This window comes from Pseudomonas mendocina, from assembly GCF_003008615.1.
Classification (GTDB): Bacteria; Pseudomonadota; Gammaproteobacteria; order Pseudomonadales; family Pseudomonadaceae; genus Aquipseudomonas; species Aquipseudomonas mendocina_C.
In genome coordinates this window covers 3,289,769-3,316,034 of sequence record NZ_CP027657.1, presented here as the reverse complement: position 1 = coordinate 3,316,034, position 26,266 = coordinate 3,289,769, and the positions used below count along the sequence as shown (strand labels likewise).

General features: G+C 63.0%; 23 protein-coding genes. 18 read left to right on the top strand and 5 right to left on the bottom strand.

Going from position 1 to position 26,266, the window contains the following annotated elements:
* Positions 1-146: 146 nt before the first annotated feature.
* Positions 147-1,499, bottom strand: coding sequence for a UDP-N-acetylmuramate:L-alanyl-gamma-D-glutamyl-meso-diaminopimelate ligase (mpl, locus tag C7A17_RS15460; protein WP_106738851.1), 1,353 nt, complete (start codon positions 1,497-1,499; stop codon positions 147-149).
* Positions 1,500-1,742: 243 nt separating this feature from the next.
* On the opposite strand from mpl, the gene C7A17_RS15455 reads away from it, so the two are divergent.
* The 12 genes from C7A17_RS15455 to C7A17_RS15400 all read left to right on the top strand — a co-directional run bounded on the left by C7A17_RS15455 (position 1,743) and on the right by C7A17_RS15400 (position 13,766).
* Positions 1,743-2,198, top strand: coding sequence for a GNAT family N-acetyltransferase (locus tag C7A17_RS15455; RefSeq protein WP_106738850.1), 456 nt, complete (start codon positions 1,743-1,745; stop codon positions 2,196-2,198).
* Positions 2,199-2,279: 81 nt separating this feature from the next.
* Positions 2,280-3,107 (top strand): M90 family metallopeptidase, encoded by an 828-nt coding sequence (locus C7A17_RS15450; protein ID WP_106738849.1) that lies wholly within the window; start codon positions 2,280-2,282, stop codon positions 3,105-3,107.
* 77 nt (positions 3,108-3,184) lie between these two features.
* On the top strand, positions 3,185-3,712 hold the full coding sequence (gene ppa, locus C7A17_RS15445; protein WP_106738848.1) for an inorganic diphosphatase: 528 nt from the start codon (positions 3,185-3,187) through the stop codon (positions 3,710-3,712).
* Positions 3,713-3,864: 152 nt separating this feature from the next.
* On the top strand, positions 3,865-5,496 hold the full coding sequence (locus tag C7A17_RS15440; RefSeq protein WP_179623898.1) for a methyl-accepting chemotaxis protein: 1,632 nt from the start codon (positions 3,865-3,867) through the stop codon (positions 5,494-5,496).
* A 2-nt stretch (positions 5,497-5,498) separates the two neighbouring features.
* The gene (locus C7A17_RS15435; protein ID WP_106738846.1) at positions 5,499-5,993 is read left to right on the top strand and encodes a chemotaxis protein CheW; all 495 of its coding nucleotides are present in this window, start codon (positions 5,499-5,501) and stop codon (positions 5,991-5,993) included.
* Between the two features lie 4 nt (positions 5,994-5,997).
* Positions 5,998-7,248 carry a CheR family methyltransferase gene (locus C7A17_RS15430; protein ID WP_106738845.1) on the top strand — a complete coding sequence of 417 codons (1,251 nt, stop codon included), beginning with the start codon at positions 5,998-6,000 and terminating at the stop codon, positions 7,246-7,248.
* The gene (locus C7A17_RS15425) at positions 7,241-7,927 is read left to right on the top strand and encodes a chemotaxis protein CheW (protein ID WP_106738844.1); all 687 of its coding nucleotides are present in this window, start codon (positions 7,241-7,243) and stop codon (positions 7,925-7,927) included. The genes C7A17_RS15430 and C7A17_RS15425 overlap by 8 nt, the downstream gene beginning before the upstream one ends.
* A complete protein-coding gene (locus C7A17_RS15420; RefSeq protein WP_106738843.1) occupies positions 7,924-10,179 on the top strand; it encodes a hybrid sensor histidine kinase/response regulator in 2,256 nt (751 codons plus the stop codon). Before C7A17_RS15425 ends, C7A17_RS15420 begins: the two co-directional genes overlap by 4 nt.
* On the top strand, positions 10,176-11,180 hold the full coding sequence (gene cheB, locus C7A17_RS15415; RefSeq protein WP_106738842.1) for a chemotaxis response regulator protein-glutamate methylesterase: 1,005 nt from the start codon (positions 10,176-10,178) through the stop codon (positions 11,178-11,180). Before C7A17_RS15420 ends, cheB begins: the two co-directional genes overlap by 4 nt.
* Before the next feature lie 46 nt (positions 11,181-11,226).
* Entirely contained in the window at positions 11,227-12,249 is a 1,023-nt protein-coding gene (locus C7A17_RS15410; protein ID WP_106738841.1) for a response regulator, read from the top strand.
* 217 nt (positions 12,250-12,466) lie between these two features.
* Complete coding sequence (gene aroQ / locus C7A17_RS15405; protein WP_106738840.1) at positions 12,467-12,907, top strand: type II 3-dehydroquinate dehydratase; 441 nt, start codon at positions 12,467-12,469, stop codon at positions 12,905-12,907.
* Positions 12,908-12,911: 4 nt separating this feature from the next.
* Complete coding sequence (locus C7A17_RS15400; RefSeq protein WP_106738839.1) at positions 12,912-13,766, top strand: shikimate dehydrogenase; 855 nt, start codon at positions 12,912-12,914, stop codon at positions 13,764-13,766.
* Between the two features lie 74 nt (positions 13,767-13,840).
* Here C7A17_RS15400 and C7A17_RS15395 read toward each other — a convergent pair whose 3' ends face one another.
* On the bottom strand, positions 13,841-14,611 hold the full coding sequence (locus C7A17_RS15395) for an IclR family transcriptional regulator domain-containing protein (RefSeq protein WP_106738838.1): 771 nt from the start codon (positions 14,609-14,611) through the stop codon (positions 13,841-13,843).
* A 143-nt stretch (positions 14,612-14,754) separates the two neighbouring features.
* Between C7A17_RS15395 and C7A17_RS15390 the strand changes: the two genes are divergently transcribed.
* The 5 genes from C7A17_RS15390 (at position 14,755) to C7A17_RS15370 (ending at position 20,579) form a co-directional block, all read left to right on the top strand.
* Complete coding sequence (locus C7A17_RS15390; protein WP_106742954.1) at positions 14,755-15,564, top strand: shikimate dehydrogenase family protein; 810 nt, start codon at positions 14,755-14,757, stop codon at positions 15,562-15,564.
* A gap of 10 nt (positions 15,565-15,574) precedes the next feature.
* A complete protein-coding gene (locus C7A17_RS15385; RefSeq protein WP_106738837.1) occupies positions 15,575-17,317 on the top strand; it encodes an FAD-dependent oxidoreductase in 1,743 nt (580 codons plus the stop codon).
* A 3-nt stretch (positions 17,318-17,320) separates the two neighbouring features.
* Positions 17,321-17,641: an NIPSNAP family protein gene (locus C7A17_RS15380; RefSeq protein WP_106738836.1), complete on the top strand. Its 321-nt coding sequence runs from the start codon at positions 17,321-17,323 to the stop codon at positions 17,639-17,641.
* A 66-nt stretch (positions 17,642-17,707) separates the two neighbouring features.
* Positions 17,708-19,474 (top strand): FAD-dependent oxidoreductase, encoded by a 1,767-nt coding sequence (locus C7A17_RS15375; RefSeq protein ID WP_106738835.1) that lies wholly within the window; start codon positions 17,708-17,710, stop codon positions 19,472-19,474.
* 103 nt (positions 19,475-19,577) lie between these two features.
* A complete protein-coding gene (locus C7A17_RS15370) occupies positions 19,578-20,579 on the top strand; it encodes a Bug family tripartite tricarboxylate transporter substrate binding protein (RefSeq protein WP_106738834.1) in 1,002 nt (333 codons plus the stop codon).
* Positions 20,580-20,635: 56 nt separating this feature from the next.
* On the opposite strand, the gene C7A17_RS15365 is transcribed toward C7A17_RS15370, so the two are convergent.
* Entirely contained in the window at positions 20,636-21,307 is a 672-nt protein-coding gene (locus tag C7A17_RS15365) for a TetR/AcrR family transcriptional regulator (protein ID WP_106738833.1), read from the bottom strand.
* Between the two features lie 99 nt (positions 21,308-21,406).
* The gene (quiC, locus tag C7A17_RS15360) at positions 21,407-23,314 is read right to left on the bottom strand and encodes a 3-dehydroshikimate dehydratase QuiC (protein WP_106738832.1); all 1,908 of its coding nucleotides are present in this window, start codon (positions 23,312-23,314) and stop codon (positions 21,407-21,409) included.
* 614 nt (positions 23,315-23,928) lie between these two features.
* Between quiC and C7A17_RS15355 the strand changes: the two genes are divergently transcribed.
* A complete protein-coding gene (locus C7A17_RS15355; protein ID WP_106738831.1) occupies positions 23,929-25,305 on the top strand; it encodes an MFS transporter in 1,377 nt (458 codons plus the stop codon).
* 57 nt (positions 25,306-25,362) lie between these two features.
* On the opposite strand, the gene C7A17_RS15350 is transcribed toward C7A17_RS15355, so the two are convergent.
* Complete coding sequence (locus C7A17_RS15350; RefSeq protein WP_106738830.1) at positions 25,363-26,238, bottom strand: DMT family transporter; 876 nt, start codon at positions 26,236-26,238, stop codon at positions 25,363-25,365.
* Positions 26,239-26,266 lie beyond the last annotated feature (28 nt).

The following is a 26,266-nucleotide window of genomic DNA, read 5'->3' as shown; positions in this document are numbered from 1 at the left end:
AAATTCACTCTCAAAGCTGCTGCGCTTGCTTATGCTGCGTTGAAAGCCTGCTCGGATGCTCATTTACTACAGTAAACTCCGCTTCCTCGCGGGCTTTCGCCTTGCCTAATCTGCGCTCGCGACGCTTTGAGCGCGAATTCGGCTCTTTATGAAAGGGCCTTGGCCAGCTTGCCGTGCAGGCCGCCGAAGCCACCATTGCTCATGATCACCACCTGAGTGCCAGGACGCGCCAAAGCCTTCACACCGTCGATGATCGACTCCAGCGAATCGCACACACGAGTCGGGTTGCGCGCCTGTACGACGGTCGCAGCCAGATCCCAGCCGAGGTTGGGCGGCGCGTACCAGAACACCGCGTCGGCCTGTTCGGCGGACTCCGCCAGACCGTCACGATGGGCGCCAAGCTTCATCGAATTGGAGCGCGGCTCGATCACCGCGATCACCTGAGTCTCTTCCCCAACGCGCTTGCGCAGGCCATCCAGCGTCGTGGCAATGGCCGTCGGGTGATGGGCGAAGTCATCGAAAATCGTCACGCCATTCACTTCGGCGACCTTTTCCATACGCCGCTTGGCGTTGATGAACTTGCTCAGTGCTTCGATGCCGAGCGCCGGCACCACGCCGACGTGACGCGCCGCTGCCAACACGGCCAGGGCGTTGGCGACGTTGTGCTGGCCGGTCAGGTTCCATTCCACGGTGCCTTCGACCTTGCCGTCGAAGCTCACCTCGAAGCGCGAGCCATCGGCAGCGAGCAGACGCGCCTGCCATTGACCGCCTTCGCCAGTGGTCTCGACCTTCGTCCAGCAGCCCATCTCGATCACCCGCGCCAGCGCGCTTTCGCTAGCGGGATGAATCACCAGGCCTTCGCCAGGGATGGTGCGTACCAGATGATGGAACTGCCGTTCGATCGCCGCCAGATCCGGGAAGATGTCGGCGTGGTCGAACTCCAGGTTATTCAGAATCGCAGTACGCGGACGGTAATGAACGAACTTGCTGCGCTTGTCGAAGAAGGCGCTGTCGTACTCGTCAGCCTCGACCACGAAGAACGGCGTATCACCCAGGCGTGCGGAGATACCGAAGTTCTGCGGTACACCACCGATCAGAAAACCCGGGCTCATACCGGCGTGTTCCAGTACCCAGGCGAGCATGCTCGAACTGCTGGTCTTGCCATGGGTACCGGCCACCGCCAACACCCAGCGACCTTGCAGTACATGATCCGCCAGCCACTGCGGGCCCGAGACATACGGCAGGCCTTTATTCAGCACATATTCCACTGCCGGGTTGCCGCGGCTCATGGCGTTGCCCACCACCACCAGATCCGGTGCCGGCTGCAGGTGCGCCGGGTCATAACCCTGCATCAACTCGATGCCCTGAGCTTCCAGCTGAGTGCTCATGGGCGGGTAGACATTGGCATCGGAGCCCGTGACGCGATGGCCGAGTTCCTTGGCCAGAACGGCCAGCGACCCCATGAAGGTGCCGCAGATGCCGAGAATATGGATGTGCATGGATGTCCTCGAAAAACGCCCGTGAAGAGCCGTGAAACATGGGCCGCAGGTTAGCACAGCCCCCATCGAGCGACTGCTGTGCTCTGTTCAGACCGAGGTGCAGACACCAAGTTGCTGCGCCGAACAAAAATCAAACGCTTGCTTGGATTGCGCTTTCAACTGGCTTTGAGGCAGCATCGGCTGGCCTGCTGGCACAACAGCTGCATCGCCACTCCAGTCCTATTACAGAAGCCGAGGCCCACCATGCGCATCGTCCAAGCCACCCTGGAGCACCTGGACCTGTTGACCCCGCTGTTCGTCAAATACCGCGAGTTCTACAACGAACTGCCTTACCCCGAATCCTCGCGCAAGTTTCTCGAGAAGCGTCTGCGCCGCAAGGAGTCGGTGATCTACCTGGCCCTGCCCGACGATGAAGACAAGCTGCTGGGGTTCTGCCAGCTCTATCCCAGCTATTCCTCGCTGTCACTCAAGCGCGTGTGGATCCTCAACGACATCTATGTCGCCGAGGATGCCCGCCGCCAGTTGGTAGCCGACCGCCTGCTGCACACCGCCAAGCAGATGGCCAAGGAGACCAACGCCGTACGCATGCGCGTGGCTACCAGCCGCGACAACGAAGTGGCGCAGAAGGTGTACGAGTCCATTGGTTTTCGCGAGGACGAACAGTTCAAGAACTATGTCCTGCCGATCAGCGAAGACTGAAACACCGGCTTCTCGCCCTGGCTTGCCGTGAACGGCCACCGCCCTTAAGGTGGCCGGATTCTCTGCCGCGAAGCACTCCTCATGTGGTCACTCAAGGCCTGGCGCCGACGTCGCACCCTCGAACGCAACCCGGTCGCCCCCGAGCAGTGGGCCGAGGTTCGCAGGCGCTTGCCCATTGTCGATGGTCTCGATGACATCGAGTTGCAGCACCTGCGTGAACGCGCCGTGCTGTTCCTGCATGACAAACACCTCACCACCCTGCCCGGCCTTGAACTCGGCCCAGTCGAGCGCCTGCTGCTGGCGGTTCAGGCGCAACTGCCGTTATTGCACCTGGGCGACCTGGACTGGTACCAGGGCTTTCACGAGATCGTCCTTTATCCGGACGATTTCCTCAGCCCACAGCGCCATCGCGACGCCAGCGGCATCGAACACGAGTGGGACGACGCCCGCAGTGGCGAGGCCTGGCAGCAAGGGCCAGTTATCCTCGCCTGGCCGGGTGTCGAGGCCAGTGGCGGCTGGGAAGGCTACAACCTGGTGATCCACGAACTGGCGCACAAGCTGGATATGCTCGAAGGCGGTGCCAATGGCCTGCCGCCCTTGCACCGCGATATGCGCGTACAGGACTGGGCGACAGCCATGCAAAGCGCTTATGACCAGCTCAATAGCGAACTGGATGCCAACCCCGACGCCGAAACCGCTATCGACCCTTATGCGGCCGAAGACCCGGCAGAGTTCTTCGCCGTAACCAGCGAATACTTCTTCACCGCCCCGGATCTGCTGACAGAAGCTTTCCCCGAGGTCTACAGCCAATTGGCGCTGTTCTACCGCCAGGACACCCTGGCGCGGCTAAAGCGTTTGCAAGCGGAACACCCAGACTACAGGACGGTCGAAAACGCGACCAATGGCTGAGTAGGCCAACGTAGTAACGCATTGCGAATACGCCTATAATACGCCCCACTTTTTTGGCCCTCCCTGGGAGTTCCCCCATGAGCTACAGCAAGATCCCGGCTGGCAAAGACCTGCCGAACGACATCTACGTTGCCATCGAAATCCCGGCCAATCACGCGCCGATCAAATACGAGATCGACCACGATACCGATTGCCTGATGGTCGATCGCTTCATGGCCACTCCGATGTTCTACCCGGCCAACTACGGTTTCATCCCGCACACCCTGGCCGACGACGGTGACCCCCTCGACGTGCTGGTCGTGACCCCATATCCGGTCGCTCCGGGTTCGGTGATCCGCGCTCGTCCGGTCGGTGTCCTGCACATGAGCGACGAAGCGGGCGGCGACGCCAAGCTGGTTGCGGTTCCTCACGACAAACTGACCGTTCTGTACAAGGACGTTCAGGAATACACCGACCTTCCCGCTCTGCTGATCGAGCAGATCAAGCACTTCTTCGAGAACTACAAGGATCTGGAGAAGGGTAAATGGGTCAAGGTAGAAGGCTGGGGCGGCGCTGAAGAAGCCCGCGGCCTGATCATCAAGGCAGTCGAGGCTTATCAGAAGTAAGCCCTGACACCTCCTAAAAGCCGGCCACAAGCCGGCTTTTTTATTGCCTTTCGCCAGCCAACCGGTACACATTCGATACACCCGGGTAAAACGGCAGCATGCCGATATGCTGTAATCGAATACAAAACCTGACCAGCCAGGCCCCAATGGACATGATGAACCTGACCGTACGCAACCGAATCATTGCCAGCTTCGTGCTGATTATCACCATCCTGGTTCTCCTGGCAGGGGTTTCCCACTTGCGGCTGTTGAAGATCGAGGGCGAAGCCAACGGTATCCGTAGCGAGTCGATTCCCGGCGTTTACTTCACCAGCAAGGCACAGGGCATCTGGGCTGGACACATGCTCGACACCCGTCGCCTGTTACTGCGTTTCGCCGATGAAGGGGCTCCGGCCCTGCTCGACAGCTACCGTGAGCAGTTCACTGCAAGCGAGCAGGCGTTCGACGAGCAGTTCGGCCACTACATGAATACCGTGACCGATGAAAAGGAACGGGCTCTGGCCGAGCAGTTCCGCCAACAACAGCGCCTGTATCTGAACCGTCAGGGCCAGTTGCTCGATAGCCTGCTGACCACCGACCTGCGCCAGGCACGCCAATTCAGTGCCGAGCGTGTATTCCCCGAGTGGGAAAAAGGTCGAGACCTGCTGGGCGAGTTGATCGAGTTGAACCGTACCCAGGCCGACGCTGCCGCATTGGAGATTCGTAATGCCGTGCGCGTTCTGGAAGTGGGCATGCTGATCGCCATTCTGCTGGCCATCTTCGCCTCGGCCGTTTGCGGCTGGCTGTTGATGCGCGCCATAACCGAGCCGGTGGAACGTATCGTCAATACCCTCAAGGTGCTGGAGAGTGGCGATCTTTCAGTGAAGCTGGATCTGCACCGTCGTGACGAATTCAACGCCATCGAGCTCGGCTTCAACAGCATGGTCGGCGAACTCAAGAATCTGGTCGGCAATGCTCAGCGCTCGGCGGTGCAGATGACCACCTCGGTCACCGAAATTGCTGCCACCTCACGTCAGCAGCAGGCCACCGCCACCGAAACGGCTGCGACCACCACCGAGATCGGCGCCACCTCGCGGGAAATCGCCGCCACCTCGCGCGACCTGGTACGCACCATGGGCGAAGTCTCCGACAACGCCGAACAGACCTCGATTCTCGCCGGCACCGGCCAACTGGGCCTGGCGCGCATGGAAGAAATCATGCATCAGGTGATGGGCGCCGCCGACGTGGTCAACGGCAAGCTGTCGATTCTCAACGAGAAGGCCGGCAACATCACCCAGGTGGTGACCACCATCGTCAAGGTGGCGGATCAAACCAACCTGCTGTCGCTCAATGCGGCCATCGAGGCAGAGAAAGCCGGCGAATACGGCAAGGGCTTCGCCGTGGTTGCCGTGGAAGTGCGCCGCCTGGCTGACCAGACTGCCGTGGCCACCTACGACATCGAACAGATGGTGCGTGAGATCCAGTCCGCCGTGTCGGCCGGCGTAATGGGCATGGACAAGTTCTCCGAAGAAGTGCGCCGTGGTATCGGCGAGATGACCCAGATGGGCGATCAGCTCAGCCAGATCATCCAGCAGGTGCAGGCGCTGGCGCCACGCATCCAGATGGTAAACGAAGGTATGCAGGCGCAATCCACCGGGGCCGAGCAGATCAACCAGGCGCTGGTACAGCTCAGCGAGGCAAGCAGCCAGACGGTCGACTCGCTGCGCCAGGCCGGCGCCGCCATCGATGAACTCAACCAGGTGGCCAACAACCTGCGTGTTGGCGTCAGCCGCTTCAAGGTCTGAGCATGCAGGCCTCCAGCAAAGCGGCAGCAGGTGAACTGCACCTGCAGTTTCAACTCGGCGAGGACCGCTACGCCCTCCCCGCTCGCGAGGTCGTCGAGGTGCTACCGCTGCGCCGCCTGAAGCAGATGCCTGAGGCTCCTGAGTGGGTCGCAGGGCTGTTCGAACACCGTGGCCGCATGACCCCAGTGATCGACCTGTGCCACCGCGTGCTCGGCCGCAAAGCCCACTCGCGCAGCAGCACACGGCTGGTGCTGGTGCGCTTCGACCCCAGCCAGGGCGAGCACTCTCCGGTACTCGGCCTGCTGCTGGAGCAGGCCACCGATACCCTGCGCCTGGCACCCGACGCCTTCAGGGCCAGCGGTCTGGAGGCCGGCCTGCCGGATTATCTGGGCCCGGTTCAGCGCGACAGCCAGGGCATGATTCAGCGCATCGAGGTCAGCAACCTGCTCGACGACGCCATGCGCGCCCTGCTGTTCCAACCCATGGCGCAGGGCTGACAGCATGATCGAGCATATCGAGCGCCTGCTGAAAAGCCGCATCGGTCTGGATGCCGAATCGGTCGGGCGCAGCGTGATCGAACGCGCGGTGCGCCAACGCATGGCTGCCACAGGCCTGCATGAACTGGAAAGCTACTGGACGACGCTGGGCGGCTCGCCACGCGAACAACAGGCCCTGGTCGAGGCCGTGGTCGTGCCGGAAACCTGGTTCTTTCGTTACCCGGAGTCCTTCAATGCCCTGGCCAGCCTGGCTCTGGAACGCCAGGCGCAGCTACATGGCGCACGCCCTCTGCGCCTGATCAGCCTGCCCTGCTCCAGCGGCGAAGAACCCTATTCCATCGCCATGGCCCTGCTCGATGCGGGTTTCGCTTCTGGCCAGTTCCAGATCGATGCGCTCGACGTCAGCGACAAGGTGCTGGAGCAAGCACGCAAGGGACTTTATGGACGCAACTCGTTCCGAGGCGATGCACTGGAGTTTCGCGACCGTTTCTTCCATGAACAGGCCGGCAGCTTCCTGCTCGACGAACGCGTGCGCGACTGCGTACGCCTGCGCACCGGCAACCTGCTCGATGGCAATCTGTTCGCAGGCGAAACGCCTTATGACTTCATCTTCTGCCGTAACCTGCTGATCTACTTCGACCGCCCAACCCAGGTGCGCGTGCTGGAGCTGCTCAAGCGCCAGTTGCAGGCAGAAGGCACCCTGTTCATCGGCCCGGCCGAAGCCAGTCTGGCCAGCCAGAACGGCTTGCTGGCGCTGGGTCGCCAGCAGACCTTCGCTTTTCGCCTGGCACCGAGCATGCCCGCCAAGCCTGCCGCGATGCGTGCCCCGGCAAACCGCCCGCGGCCATCGATCATGCCGGTGTCGCGGCCGCCCCTAACCAGCCGAGCACGCCCTACGCCCAGGAACGTGCAGAGCGAGGCGCCAAGACCGCAGACACAGAATGAAGACACCTGGGCGGAGGTCGCCAGCCTGGCCAATGCCGGGCGCAGTGCGCAGGCCCGCCAACTCAGTGAGCAGCACCTGCAGACCCACGGCCCCAGCGCCGCCGCCTACTATTGGCTGGGCCTGCTCAGCGATGTCGACGGGCATAGCGCACAGGCCTGCGGCTACTATCGCAAGGCGATCTATCTTGAACCGCAGCATCGCGAAGCGCTGACCCACCTGGCCGCCCACCTGGAAGCACAGGGTGACCCCGCTGGAGCCCAGCGCCTGTACCGCCGAGCGCAGACTCCGGGAGTAGGTGACGATGACTGATAGCGTTGACCTGATACAGCAGACGCACGCAGCGGTAGACGATTGCTGGAATCGTATCGGCGTGTTCGGCGACAAGAGCTGCCCGCAGCTCGAGCGCCATATCCACTGCCGCAACTGCGAGGTCTACGGTGCCGCGGCAATCGCCCTGCTCGACCGCTACGGCAGTACCCTGGAGCTGGATGAGAGCCAGTACGGCCAGGACGAAGCGCCCCAGGAAGCCGGTGAACAACGCTCGCTACTGATCTTCCGTCTCGGCGAACAATGGCTGGCCATCGCCAGCCGCAGGCTGGCCGAAGTGATGCCGGTTTCACCGATCCACGTCCTGCCTCATCGCAAGACTCGCGGTCTTCTCGGTGTGACCAACGTGCGCGGCACGCTGGTCGCCTGCCTGTCGCTAGGCGAATTGTTGGGCCTGGAGGCACAGGAACTGCGCCGCGCTAATCAGCGGGTCATTCCGCGCATGCTCATCCTGCAGAGCGAGAGCGGCCCACTGGTCGCACCGGTAGACGAAGTCAGCGGTATTCAACGCATCGCGCTGGAGAAGATCAGCACCAGCAAGGGCGAAGACAGCCGCACCATCAGCCGTTTCGCCGCTGGCGTTCTGCAATGGCAGGGCCAGAGCATCACCCTGCTGGACGATGAACAATTGCTGCAACACATGATCGGGAGCCTCGCGTGACACCGGATCAGATGAGGGACGCATCGCTGCTCGACCTGTTCCGCCTGGAAGCCGAGGCGCAGAAACAGGTACTCGACACCGGCCTGCTGATACTCGAGCGCGACCCGACCAACGCCAGCCAGCTGGAGGCGTGCATGCGTGCCGCGCACTCGCTCAAGGGCGCCGCGCGTATCGTCGGCCTGGACAACGGCGTGCTGGTCGCCCACGCCATGGAAGACCTTTTGGTCGCCGCACAGGAAGGCCTGCTGCGCCTGCTGCCCGATCATATCGATGCGCTGCTGCAAGGCTCCGACCTGCTGCTGCGCATTGGCCAGACGCAACAGGACGCCGAGCTGGATGCCCGGGTGGAAACCCTCACCACGCGCCTGCAAGTGCTGCTCGGCAACGCCGTGCCGGCCTTACGCACGCAAGCGGGCAGCAGCAACGCATTGCACGCGGAACATGAACAAACCCAGGTGGTGCCCAACACCCCTGGCACACCCACCGACTCCGGTGTCGAGGAGCGCACCAGCCGCGTATTGCGCGTATCGGCCGAGCGCTTCGACCACCTGATCGACCTGTCCGGCAAATCGCTGGTGGAATTCCAGCGCACCAAACCGCTGAGCGAATCGCTGTACCGCCTCAAACGCCAGCAGGAGTCGGCCCGACGCACACTGGAAACCCTGCGCGAACATCTGCTCGGCAGCGAACAGGACGCCACCGCGCAGGCCCTGTTCAACGAAAGCCGCAATCTGCTGATCGAATGCCAACAGCAGTTACAGGCTCACCAGGAACTGTTCGACGACTTCGTCTGGCACGGAGGGCAACGTACCCAGCAGCTCTATGACCTGGCCCTGGCCTCGCGCATGCGCCCCTTCGCCGATGTGCTCGCCGGGCAGACACGCATGTTGCGTGATCTCGGCCGCTCGCTGGGCAAGCAGGTACGCCTGGAGATCGAAGGCGAGAATACCCAGGTCGACCGCGACGTGCTGGAGCGTCTGGAAGCCCCATTGACCCACCTGCTGCGCAACGCCGTCGACCATGGCATCGAGCCGCCAGCCCTGCGCACGCGCAAAGGCAAGGAAGAAGAAGGCCGGGTGCTGCTGCGTGCCCGCCACCATGCCGGCATGCTGGTGCTGGAGGTCAGCGATGATGGCGCAGGGGTCGACCTGCAGCGCGTCGCCCAGGCCGTGGTGAAACGTCGCTTCGCCTCGGCCGAGCAGGTCGAGCAGATGACCGAGGAAGAGCTGCTGTCCTTCTTATTCCTGCCGGGCTTCAGCATGAGCCAGCAGGTCACCGAAGTCTCCGGCCGCGGCGTCGGCCTTGACGTGGTGCAGCACGAGATTCGTCGCATGCGCGGTAACGTGCGCCTGCTGCAACGGCCCGACGAGGGCTGCCTGTTCCACCTCGAGTTGCCGTTGACGTTATCGGTGGTACGCGCGCTGGTAGTCACCATTGGCGGTGAAGCCTACGCCTTCCCGCTGGCGCAGATCGAACGCATGCTGCGCCTACCGCGCAGCGCCATCGTCCAGCTCGAAGGGCGCCAGCATTTCTGGCTGGATGACGAACATGTCGGCCTGATCTCGGCGGCGCAGTTGCTGCAGTGCGCAGAAAAACAGGGCGAAGAAGACAGCATCCCGATCGTGCTGATTCGCGACCGCGAGCAATACCACGGCCTCGCCGTGGAGGACTTCCTTGGTGAGTTCACCTTGGTGCTGATGCCGCTCGATCCGCGTCTGGGCAAGGTACGCGACGTCGCCGCAGGCGCCTTGCTGCATGACGGCACCCCGGTGCTGGTTCTCGATGTCGATGACCTGCTCAATTCGGTGGGCAAGTTGCTCGGCGACGGTCACCTGGATCGGGTCGACCACAGCAGCAATGCTCGCCAGGCCGTGAGCAAGCGCGTGCTGGTGGTGGACGACTCGCTAACCGTGCGCGAGCTGGAACGCAAGCTGCTGCTCAGCCGCGGTTATCAGGTCTCGGTTGCAGTGGATGGCATGGATGGCTGGAACGCCCTGCGCGCCGAGGCCTTCGATCTGCTGATCACCGATATCGACATGCCGCGCATGGATGGCATCGAACTGGTGACGCAGGTGCGCCAGGATCCACGCCTGCGCTCACTGCCGGTGATGGTGGTGTCGTACAAGGATCGCGAAGAGGATCGCCGCCGCGGCCTGGAGGCCGGCGCCGATTATTACCTGGCCAAGGCGAGCTTCCATGACGAAGCCCTGCTGGACGCTGTACAGACCCTGATAGGTGAGGCACGCGAATGAGGATCGCCATCGCCAACGATATGCCGCTGGCCGTCGAAGCCCTACGCCGCGCCCTAGCGGTAGAGCCGGAATACCAACTGATCTGGGTCGCCAACAACGGTGAGGACGCCGTACGCCGCTGTCGCGAGGATCTGCCGGATCTGCTGCTGATGGACATGCTCATGCCCGGCATGGACGGCGTGGAAGCGACCCGGCGGATCATGCAAGACACGCCTTGCGCGATTCTCATCGTCACCTCCGACGTCGAGCGCAACATGGCGCGGGTCTTCGATGCCATGGGCGCCGGCGCCCTGGACGTGGTCGCCGCCCCTTCGCTCGGCCCGCAGCAGGTGCTCGACGCCGCCAGCGTGCGGCGCAAGATCCACAACATCGCCTGGATGATCGGCCACAAGACCTCGCGCACGGTCAAACCGGCACCGCTGCGCAACAGCGACAACCGCGGCAAGCGCCTGGTGACCATTGGCGCCTCGGCCGGTGGACCGGCATCACTGGTTGAACTGTTGCAACAGATTCCAGCTGATTTTCCTGCCAGCATCGTGCTGGTGCAGCATGTCGATGAGGTATTCGCCGCCGGTATGGCGCAGTGGTTAGGCAGCGAGTCACACATGCCGGTACGCCTGGCTCAGGAGGGCGAAACCCTGCAACCGGGTGCCGTGCTGCTGGCTGGCACCAACAACCACCTCTACCTCTCGCCGGAAGGGCGCCTGGTCTACCGGCGTGAGCCGGCCGATCAGGTCTACCGGCCTTCTATCGATGTATTCTTCGAAAGCGTGGCCAGTTACTGGCGCGGCGAAGCGATCGGCGTACTGCTGACGGGTATGGGGCGCGATGGCGCCAGAGGCCTGAAGCTGATGCGCGAACGCGGCTTTCACACCATCGCCCAGGATCAGGCCAGCAGTGCCGTCTATGGTATGCCCAAGGCCGCCGTGGCCCTGGACGCCGCAACGGAAGTGCTACCCCTGGACAAAATTGCGGCACGCCTGGTCGAGCGACTGATCTGAGATCGATATGCCACCTATAACCCAAAACAACGGCGGAGATGCACACATGCAGCGGCCTAACGGGAACTCCAATCACTATCTCGGTCTGCCCGACTATTCCATGATGGTGCTACTGGTCGACGATCAGGCCATGATCGGTGAAGCCGTGCGGCGCGCCCTGAGCGAAGAGAGCGACATCGACTTCCACTTCTGCTCCGATCCAAATCAGGCGCTGAGCGTGGCGCAGCAGATCAAGCCGACGGTGATCCTGCAGGATCTGATCATGCCTGGTGTCGACGGCCTCGAACTGCTCTCGCTGTACCGCGCAGCACCTGGGCTGAAGGACGTACCGATCATCGTGCTGTCGACCAAGGAAGACCCCAAGGTCAAGAGCGCAGCCTTCACCGCAGGCGCCAACGACTATCTGGTCAAACTGCCGGACGTGATCGAGCTGCTGGCGCGCATCCGTTATCACTCGCGTTCCTACCTGACCATGCTGCAACGCGACGAGGCTTACCGCGCCCTGCGCGAAAGCCAGCAGCAGTTGCTCGACACCAACCTGGTGCTGCAACGCCTGATCAAGTCCGACGGACTGACCGGCCTGGCCAATCGCCGTTACTTCGACGAATACCTGGAAATCGAGTGGAGCCGCGCGCTACGCGATCAGAACGAGCTGGCCCTGCTGATGATCGATGTCGACTACTTCAAGGCCTATAACGACCAGCATGGCCACGTTGCCGGCGACCAGGTGCTGCGCCGCGTCGGCGAGGCATTGCGCTCTAGCTGTACGCGCGCCTCGGATCTGGCCGCTCGCTATGGCGGTGAGGAATTCGCGGTGATCATGCCCGGAACCGCCGCCGGTGGTGCACGCCTGCAGGCCGAGAAGATCCGCCGTGAAGTGGAGGCCATGGGCATCCCTCACGACCTGCCAAAGGCGGGCTCGTCGATCAGCGTCAGTATCGGTATCGCCACCATCAAACCGTCACCAGAGGGCGACCCGCTGAGCCTGGTGGTCAAGGCCGACGAAGGCCTCTACCTGGCCAAGCATGGCGGCCGCAACCAAGTCGCGATGGCCAGCAACAGCCAGTGAGCTTGGCGAACACAAGTAGCCGGTAATCGCCCACTTTCACCCGCCTGTTTCCCGCCTGCAAATCCCCGCAAAACCCGCATACCACCTGACTCCGGAGCCTCTAACGAGGCTTGCAGGGGCGGTTCGGCGCTCTAGAGCCAATGGCGCATCAATTGACTGAATTAACCAGTTAGTACATTTTTCTCGGCAGTTCGTCACAACAACAAGAGAAGCCCTCATGACGCCCTGCATCCTGGTGCTCAACGGCCCCAACCTCAATCTGCTTGGTACCCGCGAGCCGGCCACCTACGGCCATGAAACCCTCGCCGACATCTCCCAACTGTGCGCCGATACCGCTGCTGAATGCGGTCTGAAGATCGAATTTCGCCAGACCAACCACGAAGGCGAGCTGCTCGACTGGATCCACGGTGCACGCGGTCGCTGCGCCGGCATCCTGATCAACCCAGCGGCCTGGACGCACACCTCGGTGGCGATTCGTGACGCTCTGGTGGCCAGCGAGCTGCCGGTGATCGAAGTGCACCTGTCCAACGTGCACAAGCGCGAGCCGTTCCGTCATCACTCCTTCGTCTCGCCGATCGCCGTCGGCGTCATCTGCGGCCTCGGCAGCCATGGCTACCGCCTCGGCCTGCAGCACTTCGCTCAATCGCTCAAGGGTTAAGACCATGTCCTCGGTTACCAGCGGCATTCTTGCCGGCCTCATCGGCAAAGGCATTCAGGCCTCCCGCACTCCAGCCCTGCACGAGCAGGAAGGCGATGCACAGGGCCTGCGCTATCTCTATCGCCTGATCGACCTCGACCAGCTTGGGCGCGATATCGACGCCCTGCCTGAACTGCTTCAGGCAGCGCAGACCATGGGTTTTACCGGCCTCAACATCACCTTCCCGGCCAAGCAGGCGATCATCCCGCTGCTCGATGAACTGTCGGACGAAGCACGTGGTATCGGCGCGGTGAACACCGTGGTGCTCAAGGACGGCAAACGCGTCGGCCACAACACCGACTGCCTGGGCTTCGCCGAGGGCTTCCGCCGCGGCCTGCCTGATGTGAGCCGCCGCCGCGTGGTACAGATGGGCGCAGGCGGCGCAGGCGCCGCAGTGGCGCACGCCTTGCTCAGCGAAGGCGTCGAACACCTGAGCATCTTCGAAGTGGAACCTGGCCGCGCCCAGGCCCTGGCCGACAACCTCAACGCACATTTCGGCAGCGAGCGCGCCGTGGCAGGCACCGACATGGCTACCGAAGTGGCGGCAGCCGACGGCCTGGTCAACACCACGCCGGTGGGCATGGCCAAACTGCCCGGCACACCGTTGCCGGTGGAGTTGCTACACGCTGGGTTGTGGGTCGCCGAGATCATCTACTTCCCACTGGAAACCGAGCTGCTGCGCCACGCCCGCGCACTGGGTTGCCGCACTCTGGACGGCGGCAACATGGCGGTGTTTCAGGCAGTGAAGGCGTTCGAGCTGTTCAGCGATCGCCCAGCCGATGCCGAACGCATGCAGGCGCACTTCGCCAGCTTCCGCTGAGCTTGCTGCACGCGTGGGGCGCACCGAGCGCCCCACTACCCTCTCCGGCGGGCTACCTGACGGCGGCCAGCCTGCTAGCCGAGAACCGGCTTCAGCAGCGCCTGCGCCTCGTATAACGGGGTGAGATAACGCTGGCGCATCTCGTCGATCGCCATCCGAGATGCGTGGGTCGTCAGCGCCATCGCCGCCTTGAGTTCGCCCTTGCGATCCCGTAACGGCACCCCCAGAACGCGCATCCCCACCTCATATTCCCCGTCCACCGTGCAGTAGCCCTGGCGGTTGATCCTCTGCAGTTCTTCACGAAATTGCTCGGGGTCGGTTTGAGTGTAAGGCGTGAGGTTGCGCAGCTCGGTACGCTGCAGATACTGATCGAGTTCCTCTGCCGGCAAGTTGGCCAGCCATATCCGCCCACTGGCCGTGCAATAAAGCGGCATGCGCGCCCCGGGGCGAATCGACAGCGACGAAATATGGCTGTAGCGGCTGCGCACGATGTGCACGATATCGTCCCCGTCACGCACGCCAACCGAGATGTGCTCACCGGTTGTACGCGCCACCTGCTCGACGATCGGCCGCAGCATCAGCGGCAATTGCGCCGAATCCACGTACGCCTGGCCAATACGCAAGGCCTTGGCCGTCAGCCAGTAATGGCGCCCATCCGTCTCGGCGAAGCCCTCGTGCACCAGCGTCAGCAAAAAGCGCCGCGTCGCACTGCTGGTCATCTCGCAGCGCCGTGCAGCATCCGGCACCGTCAGCCGTGGCGTCTCCACGCTGAACAGCTGCATCAGCGCCAGGCCCTTCTGCAGCCCAGCAATCAGATCACGCGGATGGATCGCCGGACTCTTCATATCGACCTCGATTCATGCAAACGCTGCGATTATCGCACTGACACTGCGATAAACAACCAAAACCTCGATCTGCCGCGTTGTGAGGGTGCACCGCTCGCCGCACCATGCAGCCCAACAACAACTCCAATACGCAGGCACCTCTCATGGTCAACGGCTCTACAGAACTGGTCGCGATCGTCGGCTCCCCCATCGCCCAGGTCAAATCCCCGGAAAACTTCAATCGCTGGTTCGAAGGCAACGCCCTGAACCGGGTGATGCTGCCAATCGACATCAGCGCCCAGGCACTGTCCTCCTTCATCGATACCCTGCGCGGCTGGCAGAACCTGCGCGGTTGCGTGGTGACCATTCCCTACAAGCAGCAGGTGGTCGAGCACCTCGACGAACTCAGCGAGCGCGCCAGCGCCCTGCGCTCGGTCAACGTGATTCGCCGCGAGTCTGACGGCCGCCTGATCGGCGACAACGTCGATGGTGAAGGCTTCATCAACGCCGGCCGCCAGCAGGGTTTCGATGCCAAGGGCAAACGTGCGCTGGTCATCGGTGCCGGCGGCGTCGGCAGCGCCATCGCATATTCGCTGTGCCAGGCCGGTGTCTCTGCCCTGACCCTGTCCGACGTCAGCCATGAGCGCGTAGAGGCGCTGGCGCAACTGCTGCGCAGCGCCTTCCCCGAGCTGCCGGTCAGCACCCGAGTCGACAGCCTGAGCGCGTTCGACCTGATCGCCAACGCCTCCCCGGTGGGCATGGGCGACAGCGGCGAGTTGCCGCTACCGCAAGCCTTGCTACAGAGCCTGCCAGCCAGCGCACACGTCGCCGATGTGGTGACGGCCCCGGAAATCACACCCCTGCTGGCCCTGGCCAAAGCCCGTGGTTGCAGCATTCAGACCGGTCCGCAGATGGCCCTGGCACAAGCCGGCAACCTCGGCCACTTCATGGGCGCGACCGCGCTGGTTCTGTGAGGAGAACGGGATGAACGCTGCCATTCAAACTGCCGCAACTCAAACCACTGCAAGCAACGTGCAGGTCTACGACTTGATCGTGCTGGGCAGCGGCGCCGCCGGTTTTGCCGCCGCCACCACCGCTGCCTGCCGTGGCCTCAAGGTGCTGATCGTGGAGAAGGCCTCCACCTTCGGTGGCACCTCGGCGATTTCCGGTGGCGCCGTATGGGTCTATGGCACCGACCAGGCCAAGGCCGCTGGAGCCAAGGACAGCGCCGAGGCGATGCGCCGCTACCTGCAGCATGTGATCGGCGCCGGCTACGACGCAGAACTAATCGACGCCTTCATCGAGCGTGGCCATGAGGCGATGCGCTGGTTGCATGCCAACACCGAGTTGAGCTACAGCCTGCGTCCGCATTCGCCGGATTATTACCCCGATGCCCCCGGTGGTACCGAGCGCGGCCGCGCACTGGAAATCGATGAATACGACGGTAATCGCCTGGGTGAGCACTTCGCCAAGCTGCGCATGCCGCCACCGGGCATGCTGCTGTTCGGCGGCATGATGGTGAACCGCGTCGACATCCAGCATTTTCTCAGCTTCCGTCGCTCGCCCGCCTCGCTGTGGCACTGCATCAAACTGATGAGCCGCTACGCGTTGGATCGCCTGCACCACCCGCGCGGTACTCGCCTGACCACGGGCAATGCCCTGATCGCACGCCTGGCGACGACCGCGTTCGCCAATGGCGTGGAGCTGTGGCTGGACAGCCACGCGCAAGAGCTGATCATCGAGGACGGCGCGGTGCGCGGCGCCCGCATCACCCGCGACGGCCGTACGCTGGACGTTCGCTCGCGCGGCGGCGTGGTCTGCGCCATGGGCGGTTTTGCCGCCAGCGCCATGGCCGCCAACTTCCGCCCGCCCAGCCCCGATCCGCACCTGACCATGTCGCCATCCAGCAACATAGGCGACGGCCTGCGCCTGAGCGCAGCGGCCAATGCCGCAGTCGGCGAGGGCCTGGCGGCAAATTTCTTCTGGGCCCCGGTTTCCGAGGCCGTGCATGCCAACGGCGAGCGCGAGCGCTTCCCGCATCTGGTGACCGACCGCGCCAAGCCGGGCGTGATTGCCGTCAACCAGGCCGCCCAGCGTTTCGTCAACGAGTCCAACTCCTACCACCATTTCGTGCAGACCATGTTCGCCACGGGCAACACCCGTTGCTGGCTGATCTGCGATGCCACCGCGATGAACAGCTATGGCATGGGCCTGGCTCGGCCGAGCCCGGTGGACAACAGCGCGCTGGTTGCCTCCGGCTACCTCAAGCAGGGCAAGACCATCGAGCAACTGGCGCAGACCATTGGCCTTAACCCGCTCGCCCTGCGCCAGACCCTGGAGCGCTACAACAATGACGCTCGCGAAGGCGTCGACCGTGCGTTCGAAAAAGGCGGCAACAGCTACAACCGCTACATGGGCGACCCGGCCCGCCGTCCGAACCCATGCCTGGCACCGCTGGAACGTGGCCCGTTCTACGCCATCGCCATCCACACCGGCGACCTGGGCTCGGCGCGCGGCCTGCGCACCGACCGTTTCGCCAATGTGCTGGACAGCCACGGCAAGCCCATCGAAGGCCTGTACGCCGGCGGCAACGACATGAACTCGATCATGGACGGCACCTACCCCGGTCCCGGCATCACCCTCGGACCGGGCCTGACCTTCGGCTACATCGCCGCCACCCACATCGCCGAGCGCCTCGCCTCGGCCACCAAGACGTCCAAGGAGTAATTCATGTTCTACGAAATGCGCACCTACACCCTCAAGCCCACCCGCATGGCCGATTGGCTGGCGCTGTATCAGAGCGATGCGCTGGCCGTGCAGACCGAGCACCTGGGCCAACTCGTCGGTTTCTTCACCACCGAGTTCGGTGAAGCCAACCAGGTGGTGCACATCTGGGCCTACGACAGCCTCGACGATCGCAGCAAGCGCCGCGCCGCCATGGCCGCCGACCCGCGTTGGGCCGCCTTCGGCCGCAAGAACAAGGAACTGGATGCGGTCGTCACCCTGGAGTCGCGCATCCTGCGACCGACCGGGTTCTCGCCCCTGCAGTGACCTGACCTAGCTCCGTACCCCCTACAAACGCAGGCGCCACGGCGCCTGCGCAGGACTCGCTCGCCCATGCAAAACGACAAGACCAAGCAGGCTACGCGTACGCTCGACTGTGACGTGCTGGTGATCGGCTCCGGCGCAGCCGGGCTGGCGGCAGCTGTGACCGCGGCAGAGCACGGTTTGAGCGTGGTGGTGGCGGAAAAGGCCGAACAGCTTGGCGGCACCAGCGCCTGGTCCGGTGGCTGGCTGTGGATACCGCGCAACCCGTTGGCCAAGGCTGAAGGCCTGTTCGAAGAAGGCGATGCGCCAGAGCGCTACCTGCGCGAGCAGACCCATTGCCAGCGACTCGACGCGCTGCAGCAGGCCTACCTGCAACGCGGCCCGGAAATGGTCGAGTTCTTCCAGAACCGTACTGCCGTGCAGTTCTACTCCGGCAGCCGCATGCCGGACATGCGCGACGGCGATGGCGCGGCAACCGGCGGCCGCTCGTTATGTGCCCAGCCTTTCGATGGCCGGCTACTCGGCGATGCCCTGAAACGGATGCGCGCCCCGCTGGATATTGTCAGCCTGTTCGGCATGGGCATCGCCGGCGGTGCCGACATGGCCGCCTTCTTCAACGTCCGTCGCTCGCCACGCGCCGCCTTGCATGTGGCCGGCCGTTTACTGCGTCATCTGCACGACTGCCTGCTGCAGGGTCGCGGCATGCAACTGGTCAACGGCAACGCGCTGGTGGCGCGCCTGCTGCGCAGCGCCCTGGATCGGCAGGTCGAACTGCTCACCGCCAGCCCCGCTCGCCACCTGCTGCACGCCAACGGCCGGGTCTACGGCGCCGTGCTGCAACAGGTGCAGGGCGAACTGCTGGTCAATGCGCACCGCGGTGTGGTGCTGGCCTGCGGCGGTTTTCCGCATGACCGCCAGCGCATCGCCCAACTGATCACGCACGCCCCCACGGGTACCGAACATCACAGCGCCGCCCCACTGGAAAACAGTGGCGATGGCTTGCGTCTGGGCGAAGCGGTAGGGGCCGTGGTCGCCGCTGACCTGGCGCATGCCGGCGCCTGGGCACCGGTCTCGCGCGTGCCACGTCGCGATGGCAGCGTCGGCAACTTCCCGCACTTGGTCGACCGAGCCAAACCGGGCTTCATCGCCGTGCGCCGTGATGGCAAGCGCTTCACCAACGAGGCCGACTGCTACCACGACTTCATGAACGCGCTGATCGAAGCCACGCCCGCTGGCGAGCCCATCGAGGCCTGGCTGATCTGCGACGCCAGGGCGCGTTGGCGCTACGGCATTGGCTGGGCCAAGCCGCTGCCATTCAGCGATGGCTACTATCAGCGTCGTGGCTACCTGCACAGTGGCGCCAACGCCGCCGAACTCGCGGCCCGCTGCGCCATCGATGCACCTGCGCTGCTAGCCACGCTGGAGCGCTTCAACCGCTTCGCCAGCCTGGGGGAAGACCCTGACTTCCAGCGCGGCCGCTCTACTTACAACCGCGCCCAGGGCGAGGTACTGCAGCAGCCCACCCCGTCACTGCGCGCCCTGCGCGGGCGCCTTTATGCGGTGAAACTGCACCCCGGCAGCCTGGGCACCTTCGCCGGTCTGCGCACCGATGCCGATGCATGTGTTCTGGATGCGAGCGGACAGCCCATCACCGGTCTGTTCGCCGTAGGCAACGACATGAACAGCGTAATGGCCGGCCATTACCCCAGTGGCGGCATCACCCTCGGGCCGGCCATGACCTTCGGCTACCTCGCCGGCCTGGCCCTGGCCGGTGACAGCACATCGCGCCACACAGCCCACACCGCCCCAACACAACAAGAGGTTCAGGCGCTGTAACCAGGCGCCTCGCCTGCTCTCGACTCACCTGCAAGACAAGGTACACCCCGGCCTGAACAGGGGTTCACAACAACAACAACAACAACCGATGGAGAACATCCACATGCTCAAATCCCTACTGACCGGCGCCGCTCTCGGACTCAGCGCTCTCACCCTGGCCTTACCGGCTCACGCCGCCTACCCCGAACGCAGTATCCAGGCCGTCGTCCCATGGGGCGCCGGGGGCGCCACCGACAACGTGATGCGCAGCCTGAGCGCCCACGTCGAGAAAGAACTCGATACCAAGCTGGTCATCACCAACCGTCCAGGCGGCACCGCGCTGATCGGTGGCAGCTACGTCAAACAGCAGCGACCCAACGGCTATACCCTGCTGCTGGGCGCGGAAAACCCACAGCTGTATCAGGTAATGGGCCTGGCCGACTTCGACTACAGCGCCTTCTATCCGGTCAACATCATCGCCCAGAACAGCGTGCTGATCGCCGTGCTGGCTGACAGCCCATGGCAAACCATGGACGACCTGCTCAACGCCATCCGCCAGGGCGACGGCAATATCCGCATGGGCAGTACCGGCGTCGGCGCGCTGCAGAACACCGTCTTCTCGATGTTCCGCGCCGTGGAAGACCTGAAAGTCCGTGAAGTGAATTTCCAGGGCGAAGGCCCGATCGTCAGCGCCCTGCTTGGCGGCCACATCGACTTCACCCCGCTGTCCTTCGCCGCCAGCAAGGAGATGGTCGCCTCGGGCAAGTTCCGCGCCCTGGCCGTGTTCGCCAGCGAGGAAATGCCGGAGCTGCCGGGCGTAGAACCGATCACCAAGACCTTGCCGGATCTGGCGCAGTACCTGCCATGGGGACCGTTCTATGGTGTGTTCGTCCACAAGGACACCCCGGACGAAATCAAGCAGACGCTGGTCAAGGCTTACGCCAATGCGGTGGCAAGCGATGACTACCAGGCGTTCCTGAAGAATTTCGGCGCCAAGCCCCTGAATATCCACGGCGCCGAAGCTGACGCCTTCCTCAAGCGCTGGCAGTCGGTCACCACCTGGTCGATGTACAAGGCCAAGGCCGTGGCCATCTCGCCGGAGTCGGTCGGTATCGCACAGCCCTGAGCCATGAAAAAGCCCCTGACACCGAGGTATCAGGGGCTTTCGTGGAGAAGCGCGAACTAACGCTGCACGAACCGAAGCACGGCCTCGCAGATCATCTCCTTGTGCCGCCTTTTGGTCTCATCATCCTGAAAATCGATGGCAAAGATATGCCCGAAGGTATGCCGGTTCGATACGCGGTAGAAACAGAACGAGCTCATCAGCAGATGCACGTCCAGCACATCGATATTGGCGCGAAACACGCCTTCTTCCTCGCCGCGGCGAATGGTCTTGCCGAGGGTGTCGAGCACCACGTTGCTCATCTGGCGGATGGCTGGCGACTGTTTGACGTACTCGCCGTAGTGGATGTTCTCGATGCTGACGATGCGCACGAAGTCGACGTTGCGGTCATGGTGGTCGAAGGTGAATTCCACCAGCCGACGGATCGCCAGGGCCGGAGGCAGCGAAGCCAGATCGAGCCGGCTCTCGGTGCCGCGAATATCGCCGTAAAGCTTGATCAGGACTTCGAGATAGAGCTGTTCCTTGCTCCCGAAGTAGTAATAGATCATCCGCTTCGAGGTCGCGGTACGCTCGGCAATGGCATCCACCCGCGCGCCCGAGAGGCCCTGCTGGACGAACTCGGTGATAGCGGCCTGGAGAATGCTCTCGCGGGTCTTTTCAGGGTTGTTCTTGCGCGCCTTGCGCACCGCTTCTGGGGGAGCGGAGGCAATGCCTACGGCTGCTTCAGTCATACGGCAATGATCTTTTTTATAGGTATGGATGGAACGAATTATGGCAGGCCGTACAGCCTCTGGGCAGCGGCGCCCTGTCGGGGCACCGCCGCCTCACGGTCAGAGTCTCGGCTTCTTCACCGAACCAGTGCGCGCCTTGGCCATGGCCGCCAGGCGCACCGCGACGTTGGCCGCGCCGTAGCCGACATAACCATTCTTGCGCTGAATGATTTCGAAGAAGAAGCGCTCCTCGAACGGCTCGGTGTAGACGTGGAACAGCTCGCCGCCCTGGGCGTCACGGTCGTACAACACGTTGTAATAGGCCAGCTCGCTGAGGAACTCGTCGTCGAAATCGAAGCGTGCCGCCAGGTCGTCGTAATAGTTCAGCGGGATTTCCAGCAGCGGTACACCAGCTTCCTTGGCCCGCGCCACTTCGGCGAAGATGTCCTCGCAGGAAAACGCGATGTGGTGCACGCCGGAGCCTTGATAGCTGGACAGCGCATGGGCAATGGCCGTGTTGCGGTTCTCCGAGATGTTCAGCGGCAGGCGGATCGAGCTGCAACGGCTACGGATCGCGCGACTTTTCACCAGGCCGTAGGGGTCGGGCAGCACCACTTCGTCGTCGGCCTCGAAGTCCAGCAGGCTCTTGTAGAACAGCACCCAGCTGTCCAGCGAGTCGGCCGGCAATGCCAGGGCCATGTGGTCGATGCGCTGCAGGCTACCCGTGGCCGTAGCGGCCGGGTTCAGGCTGAAGTCGGTGTCATAGATGGTCTGGCCCTCGCCGGCCTGCTCCACCAGGTAAATCAGACTGCCGTCCGGAGCGCGTACGGCGGGCACCTCGCGCTCGTTCGGGCCGACCAGGCCACGATAGGGCTGGCCGCGATAATCGCAGGCACGCTGCAACGCATCGGCGCCATCTTTCACCCGCAATGCCGTGGCGCACAGTGACGGGCCATGGGACGCGAAGAAGTTGTGCGCGAAAGAATAAGGTTCAGCATTGAGCACGATGTTGATATCGCCCTGACGCAGCAGGCTGACATCCTTGGAGCGGTGCTGACCGGCGTGAGCGAAGCCCAGACGCTCCAGCCAACCGGCCAGGCGTGCACCAACCGCCTCATCGACAGCGAATTCAAGGAACTCGATGCCACCGTAGGGATGCGCCGCAGGCGGGGTGAACAGCACGCCCGGCTCGATCGCATGCCCCTCTTTCTGCAGGCGCTTGTGGGTTTTCTCTTCCAGATAGAGCAACGAACGCAAACCGTCGGCAGCGTTCTGCCGTGGTGGCGCGGCGCGGAAGCCGTCGTTGAAGATTTCCAGCGATAGCGGCCCGCGATAGCCGGTGCGCAGGATAGGCGCGAGGAAACCGGCCAGGTCGAACTCGCCCTGCCCCGGGAAGCAGCGGAAATGGCGACTCCACTCCAGCACGTCCATGGCCAAAATCGGCGCATCGGCCATTTGCACGAAGAAGATCTTGTCGCCAGGAATCTCGGCGATGGCACTCGGGTCGCCCTTGAGCGACAAGGTATGGAAACTGTCGAGAATCACCCCGACAGCCGGGTGGTCAGCCTGACGTACCAGGTTCCACACCTGCTGATAGGTGTTGACGTGACGGCCCCAGGCCAGCGCTTCGTAACCGATACGCAGGCCGCGCGCACCGGCGCGTTCGCCCAGCAGGCGCAGGTCGTCGACAAGAATTTCCTCGTCGCCCAGCGAGTCGGCAGCGACGTTGCTGCACACCAGCACCAGGTCGGTGCCCAGTTCCTGCATCAGATCGAACTTGCGCTCGGCGCGGTCGATATTGCGCTGCAGGCGGTCGCGGCGGCAGCCTTCGAAGTCGCGGAACGGCTGGAACAGGGTGATGGCGATGCCAAGGTCGGCGCAGCGCTTGCGAATCTCGGTAGGGCTGCCGTCGTAATAGAGCAGATCGTTCTCGAAGATTTCCACGCCGTCGAAACCGGCCGCGGCGATGGCTTCGAGTTTCTCGGGCAGGGTACCGCTAAGGGAAACGGTGGCAATTGAGCGCTGCATGCTTGTATTCCTTATTGTTCGCACCGGCTCGTCAGCCAGCACGTTTTTGAATTGGATCGAGCAACCCGCGGGGTAGTGAGGTCATTCGCCCCGGCACGCAAAACGGGCGGTGCGCCCTGCTTTCGTGGTGACGATGATTATTCGCCCGCCACTGTAGCCCAGCAATTCAAAATGTACGAACTGGTTAGTATTGTGTTCGATTAACGAACACAAGGCCGATTTTCGCGATTGACGCCTTTTCGACCAGAAGCGCAGCATGAACCAACGTTGCAATCAGCCAACCGGGCAGTTTCCTCAAGACTACTCGCTCAAGCAAACCTGCAATCGTAACCAAGTATCACAGCATAACAATTTCAAACGGGTAACCACCCCATGATCACGACTCTCTACCTGATCGCTCGCCAATCTCCCTGCCGACCTGCCGCAGCTCCCCGACCGAGCGCGATTCGCACTTCGCCTCTCTGACCTGACGTTCCTACACCCAAACACCACCGGACGGCGTTCGCCGGGTCGCTCTGCCTGAGCCCCGTCGTAGTCGCGTGCTCGCGTTCCACTCAGGCCTGGCCTGGAGGGAGCGTGCGTCCGGCCACCTAACAACAACAATGGAGACAACGATGGCCAACTCATCGTCATCACAAGCCAAGAAAGCGACCGCCAGTGGCTGGGTCGGTTCCGCTCTCGAGTACTACGATTTCTTCATCTACGCCCAGGCGGCGGCGCTGATCTTCCCGCAGATATTCTTCCCCAACACCGATCCGAAAATGGCCATCGTCGCCTCATTGGCCACCTACGGCGTCGGCTACCTGGCCCGCCCGGTAGGCGCTTTCGTGCTCGGTCACTGGGGTGACACCCGCGGCCGCAAGAACGTGCTGCTGCTGTGCATGTTCCTGATGGGTATTTCGACCATGGCCGTTGGCCTGCTGCCGACCTATCACGACATCGGCCTGCTGGCACCCGCACTGCTGGTGGTACTGCGCCTGATTCAGGGCTTCGCGGTTGCCGGGGAAATCTCCGGTGCCAGTTCGATGATTCTCGAACATGCCCCCTTCGGACGACGAGGTTTCTACGCCAGCTTTACCCTGCAGGGCGTTCAGGCTGGTCAGGTTCTCGCTGCTGCAGTGTTCCTGCCGCTGGCCTACTTCATGCCGAGCGAGGCCTTCAACGACTGGGGCTGGCGTATTCCGTTCCTGCTCAGCGCCTTCGTATTGCTGGCTGGCTTCATCATTCGTCGCGAAGTCCACGAGACCCCTGCCTTCGTCAACGAAGAGAGCAAGCAGAAGATCGCCAAGTCGCCGATCGCCGAAGCCTTCACCAACAGCTGGAAGAACATGTTCCTGGTCATGGTGATGGCGCTGATGAACACCATCCCGGTCGTCGCCACCATCTTCGGCGCCGCCTACGCCGTACAACCGGCTTACGGAATCGGTTTCGACAAGAGCGTGTACCTGTGGATTCCGGTGGTCGGCAACATTGTCGCAGTGCTGGTGATCCCCTTCGTCGGCAACCTGTCGGACAAGATCGGTCGTCGCCCGACCATGATCACCGGCGCCCTGGGTTCCGGGCTGCTGGCCTTCGGCTACCTGTATGCGATCAGCATCGCCAACGTGCCATTGGCCTTCGTCATGTCGCTGCTGATGTGGGGCGTGGTCTACCAGGGTTATAACGCGGTGTTCCCAAGCTTCTACCCGGAGCTGTTCCAGACCCGCTACCGCGTATCAGCGATGGCCATCGCGCAGAACATCGGCACCATGCTCACCGCCATGCTGCCAGCACTGTTCGCCCTGATGGCACCACCCGGCTCGGACAACATCCCAATGGTGATCGGCAGCATGGCTTTCGGCATCACCTGCCTGTGCGCCATCGCTGCCTATATCGCCCCGGAAACCTATCGGGTGCCGATGGCCGATCTCGGCAAACCAGACGCCAAGCTGATGGACAAGGCCAAATACAATGCAGAGCGCCTGAAAGGAATGAGCGAAGCGGCTCACTAAGTTAGCCTCCCGCAGAATGAGAAAAGGCCCTTGATGGGCCTTTTCTTTTTTGCCGACTCAGCCCTTGCGCTGCGTCCAGACTGCCGCCAAACCGCTGAGGCATATGATCGCGATACCGACCAGCGCAACGGCATCAGGCATGTGACCGAACACCAGTAGGCCAAGCAGACCAGCGAACACGATCTGTACATAGCCGAACGGAGCCAGCATCGCCGGCGCCGCGTAGCGGAAGGAATGGGTCAGCAACAGATGCGCTGCCATCCCGCAACCGCCCAGGGCCAGCATCATCAGGCCATGCGTCAGGCTCGGCACCTGCCAGAAGAACGGCACCAGCAGGCTCATCACCAGGGTGTTGACCAGGCCTGCGAAAAAGTTGCTGGTGGTGGCGCTGTCCACAGTGCTCAGGCGCCGGGTCAGTATCTGATAGAGGCTGAAGCAGAACGCAGCGCTCAGCGGCAACAACACCGCCGGAGTGAACAGGTCGCCACCGGGGTGAACGATGATCATCACCCCGATGAAGCCGACGATCACCGCAATCCACTGCCCCACACTGACCTTCTCGCCCAGCAGCGGCACAGACAGGGCAGTCACCAGCAAGGGAGCCAGGAAGATCACCGACGTCGCTTCGGCCAACGGCATGAACATCAGGCCCGTGGTGAACAGCAGGCTGACGGAAAGCAGACACAATGCCCTCAGCACCTGCAGACCAGGCCGCTTGGTACGCAGCACGCGCAAGCCGGATTGCGGCAGGAAGATGCTCGCCATGAGCAGGGTGTGCACGACGTAGCGTACCCAGACGATCAGGATGATCGGGTAGAAGCCGGACAGGTACTTGGAAATCGCGTCATGGCTGGCGAACAGGAAGGTCGCCAGCACCATCAAACCAATGCCCTTGAGCGGATGATTGACGCCGGATAGCGGTGTGGAGCTCATTGAGTACTCGGGATGCGGACAAACCGCC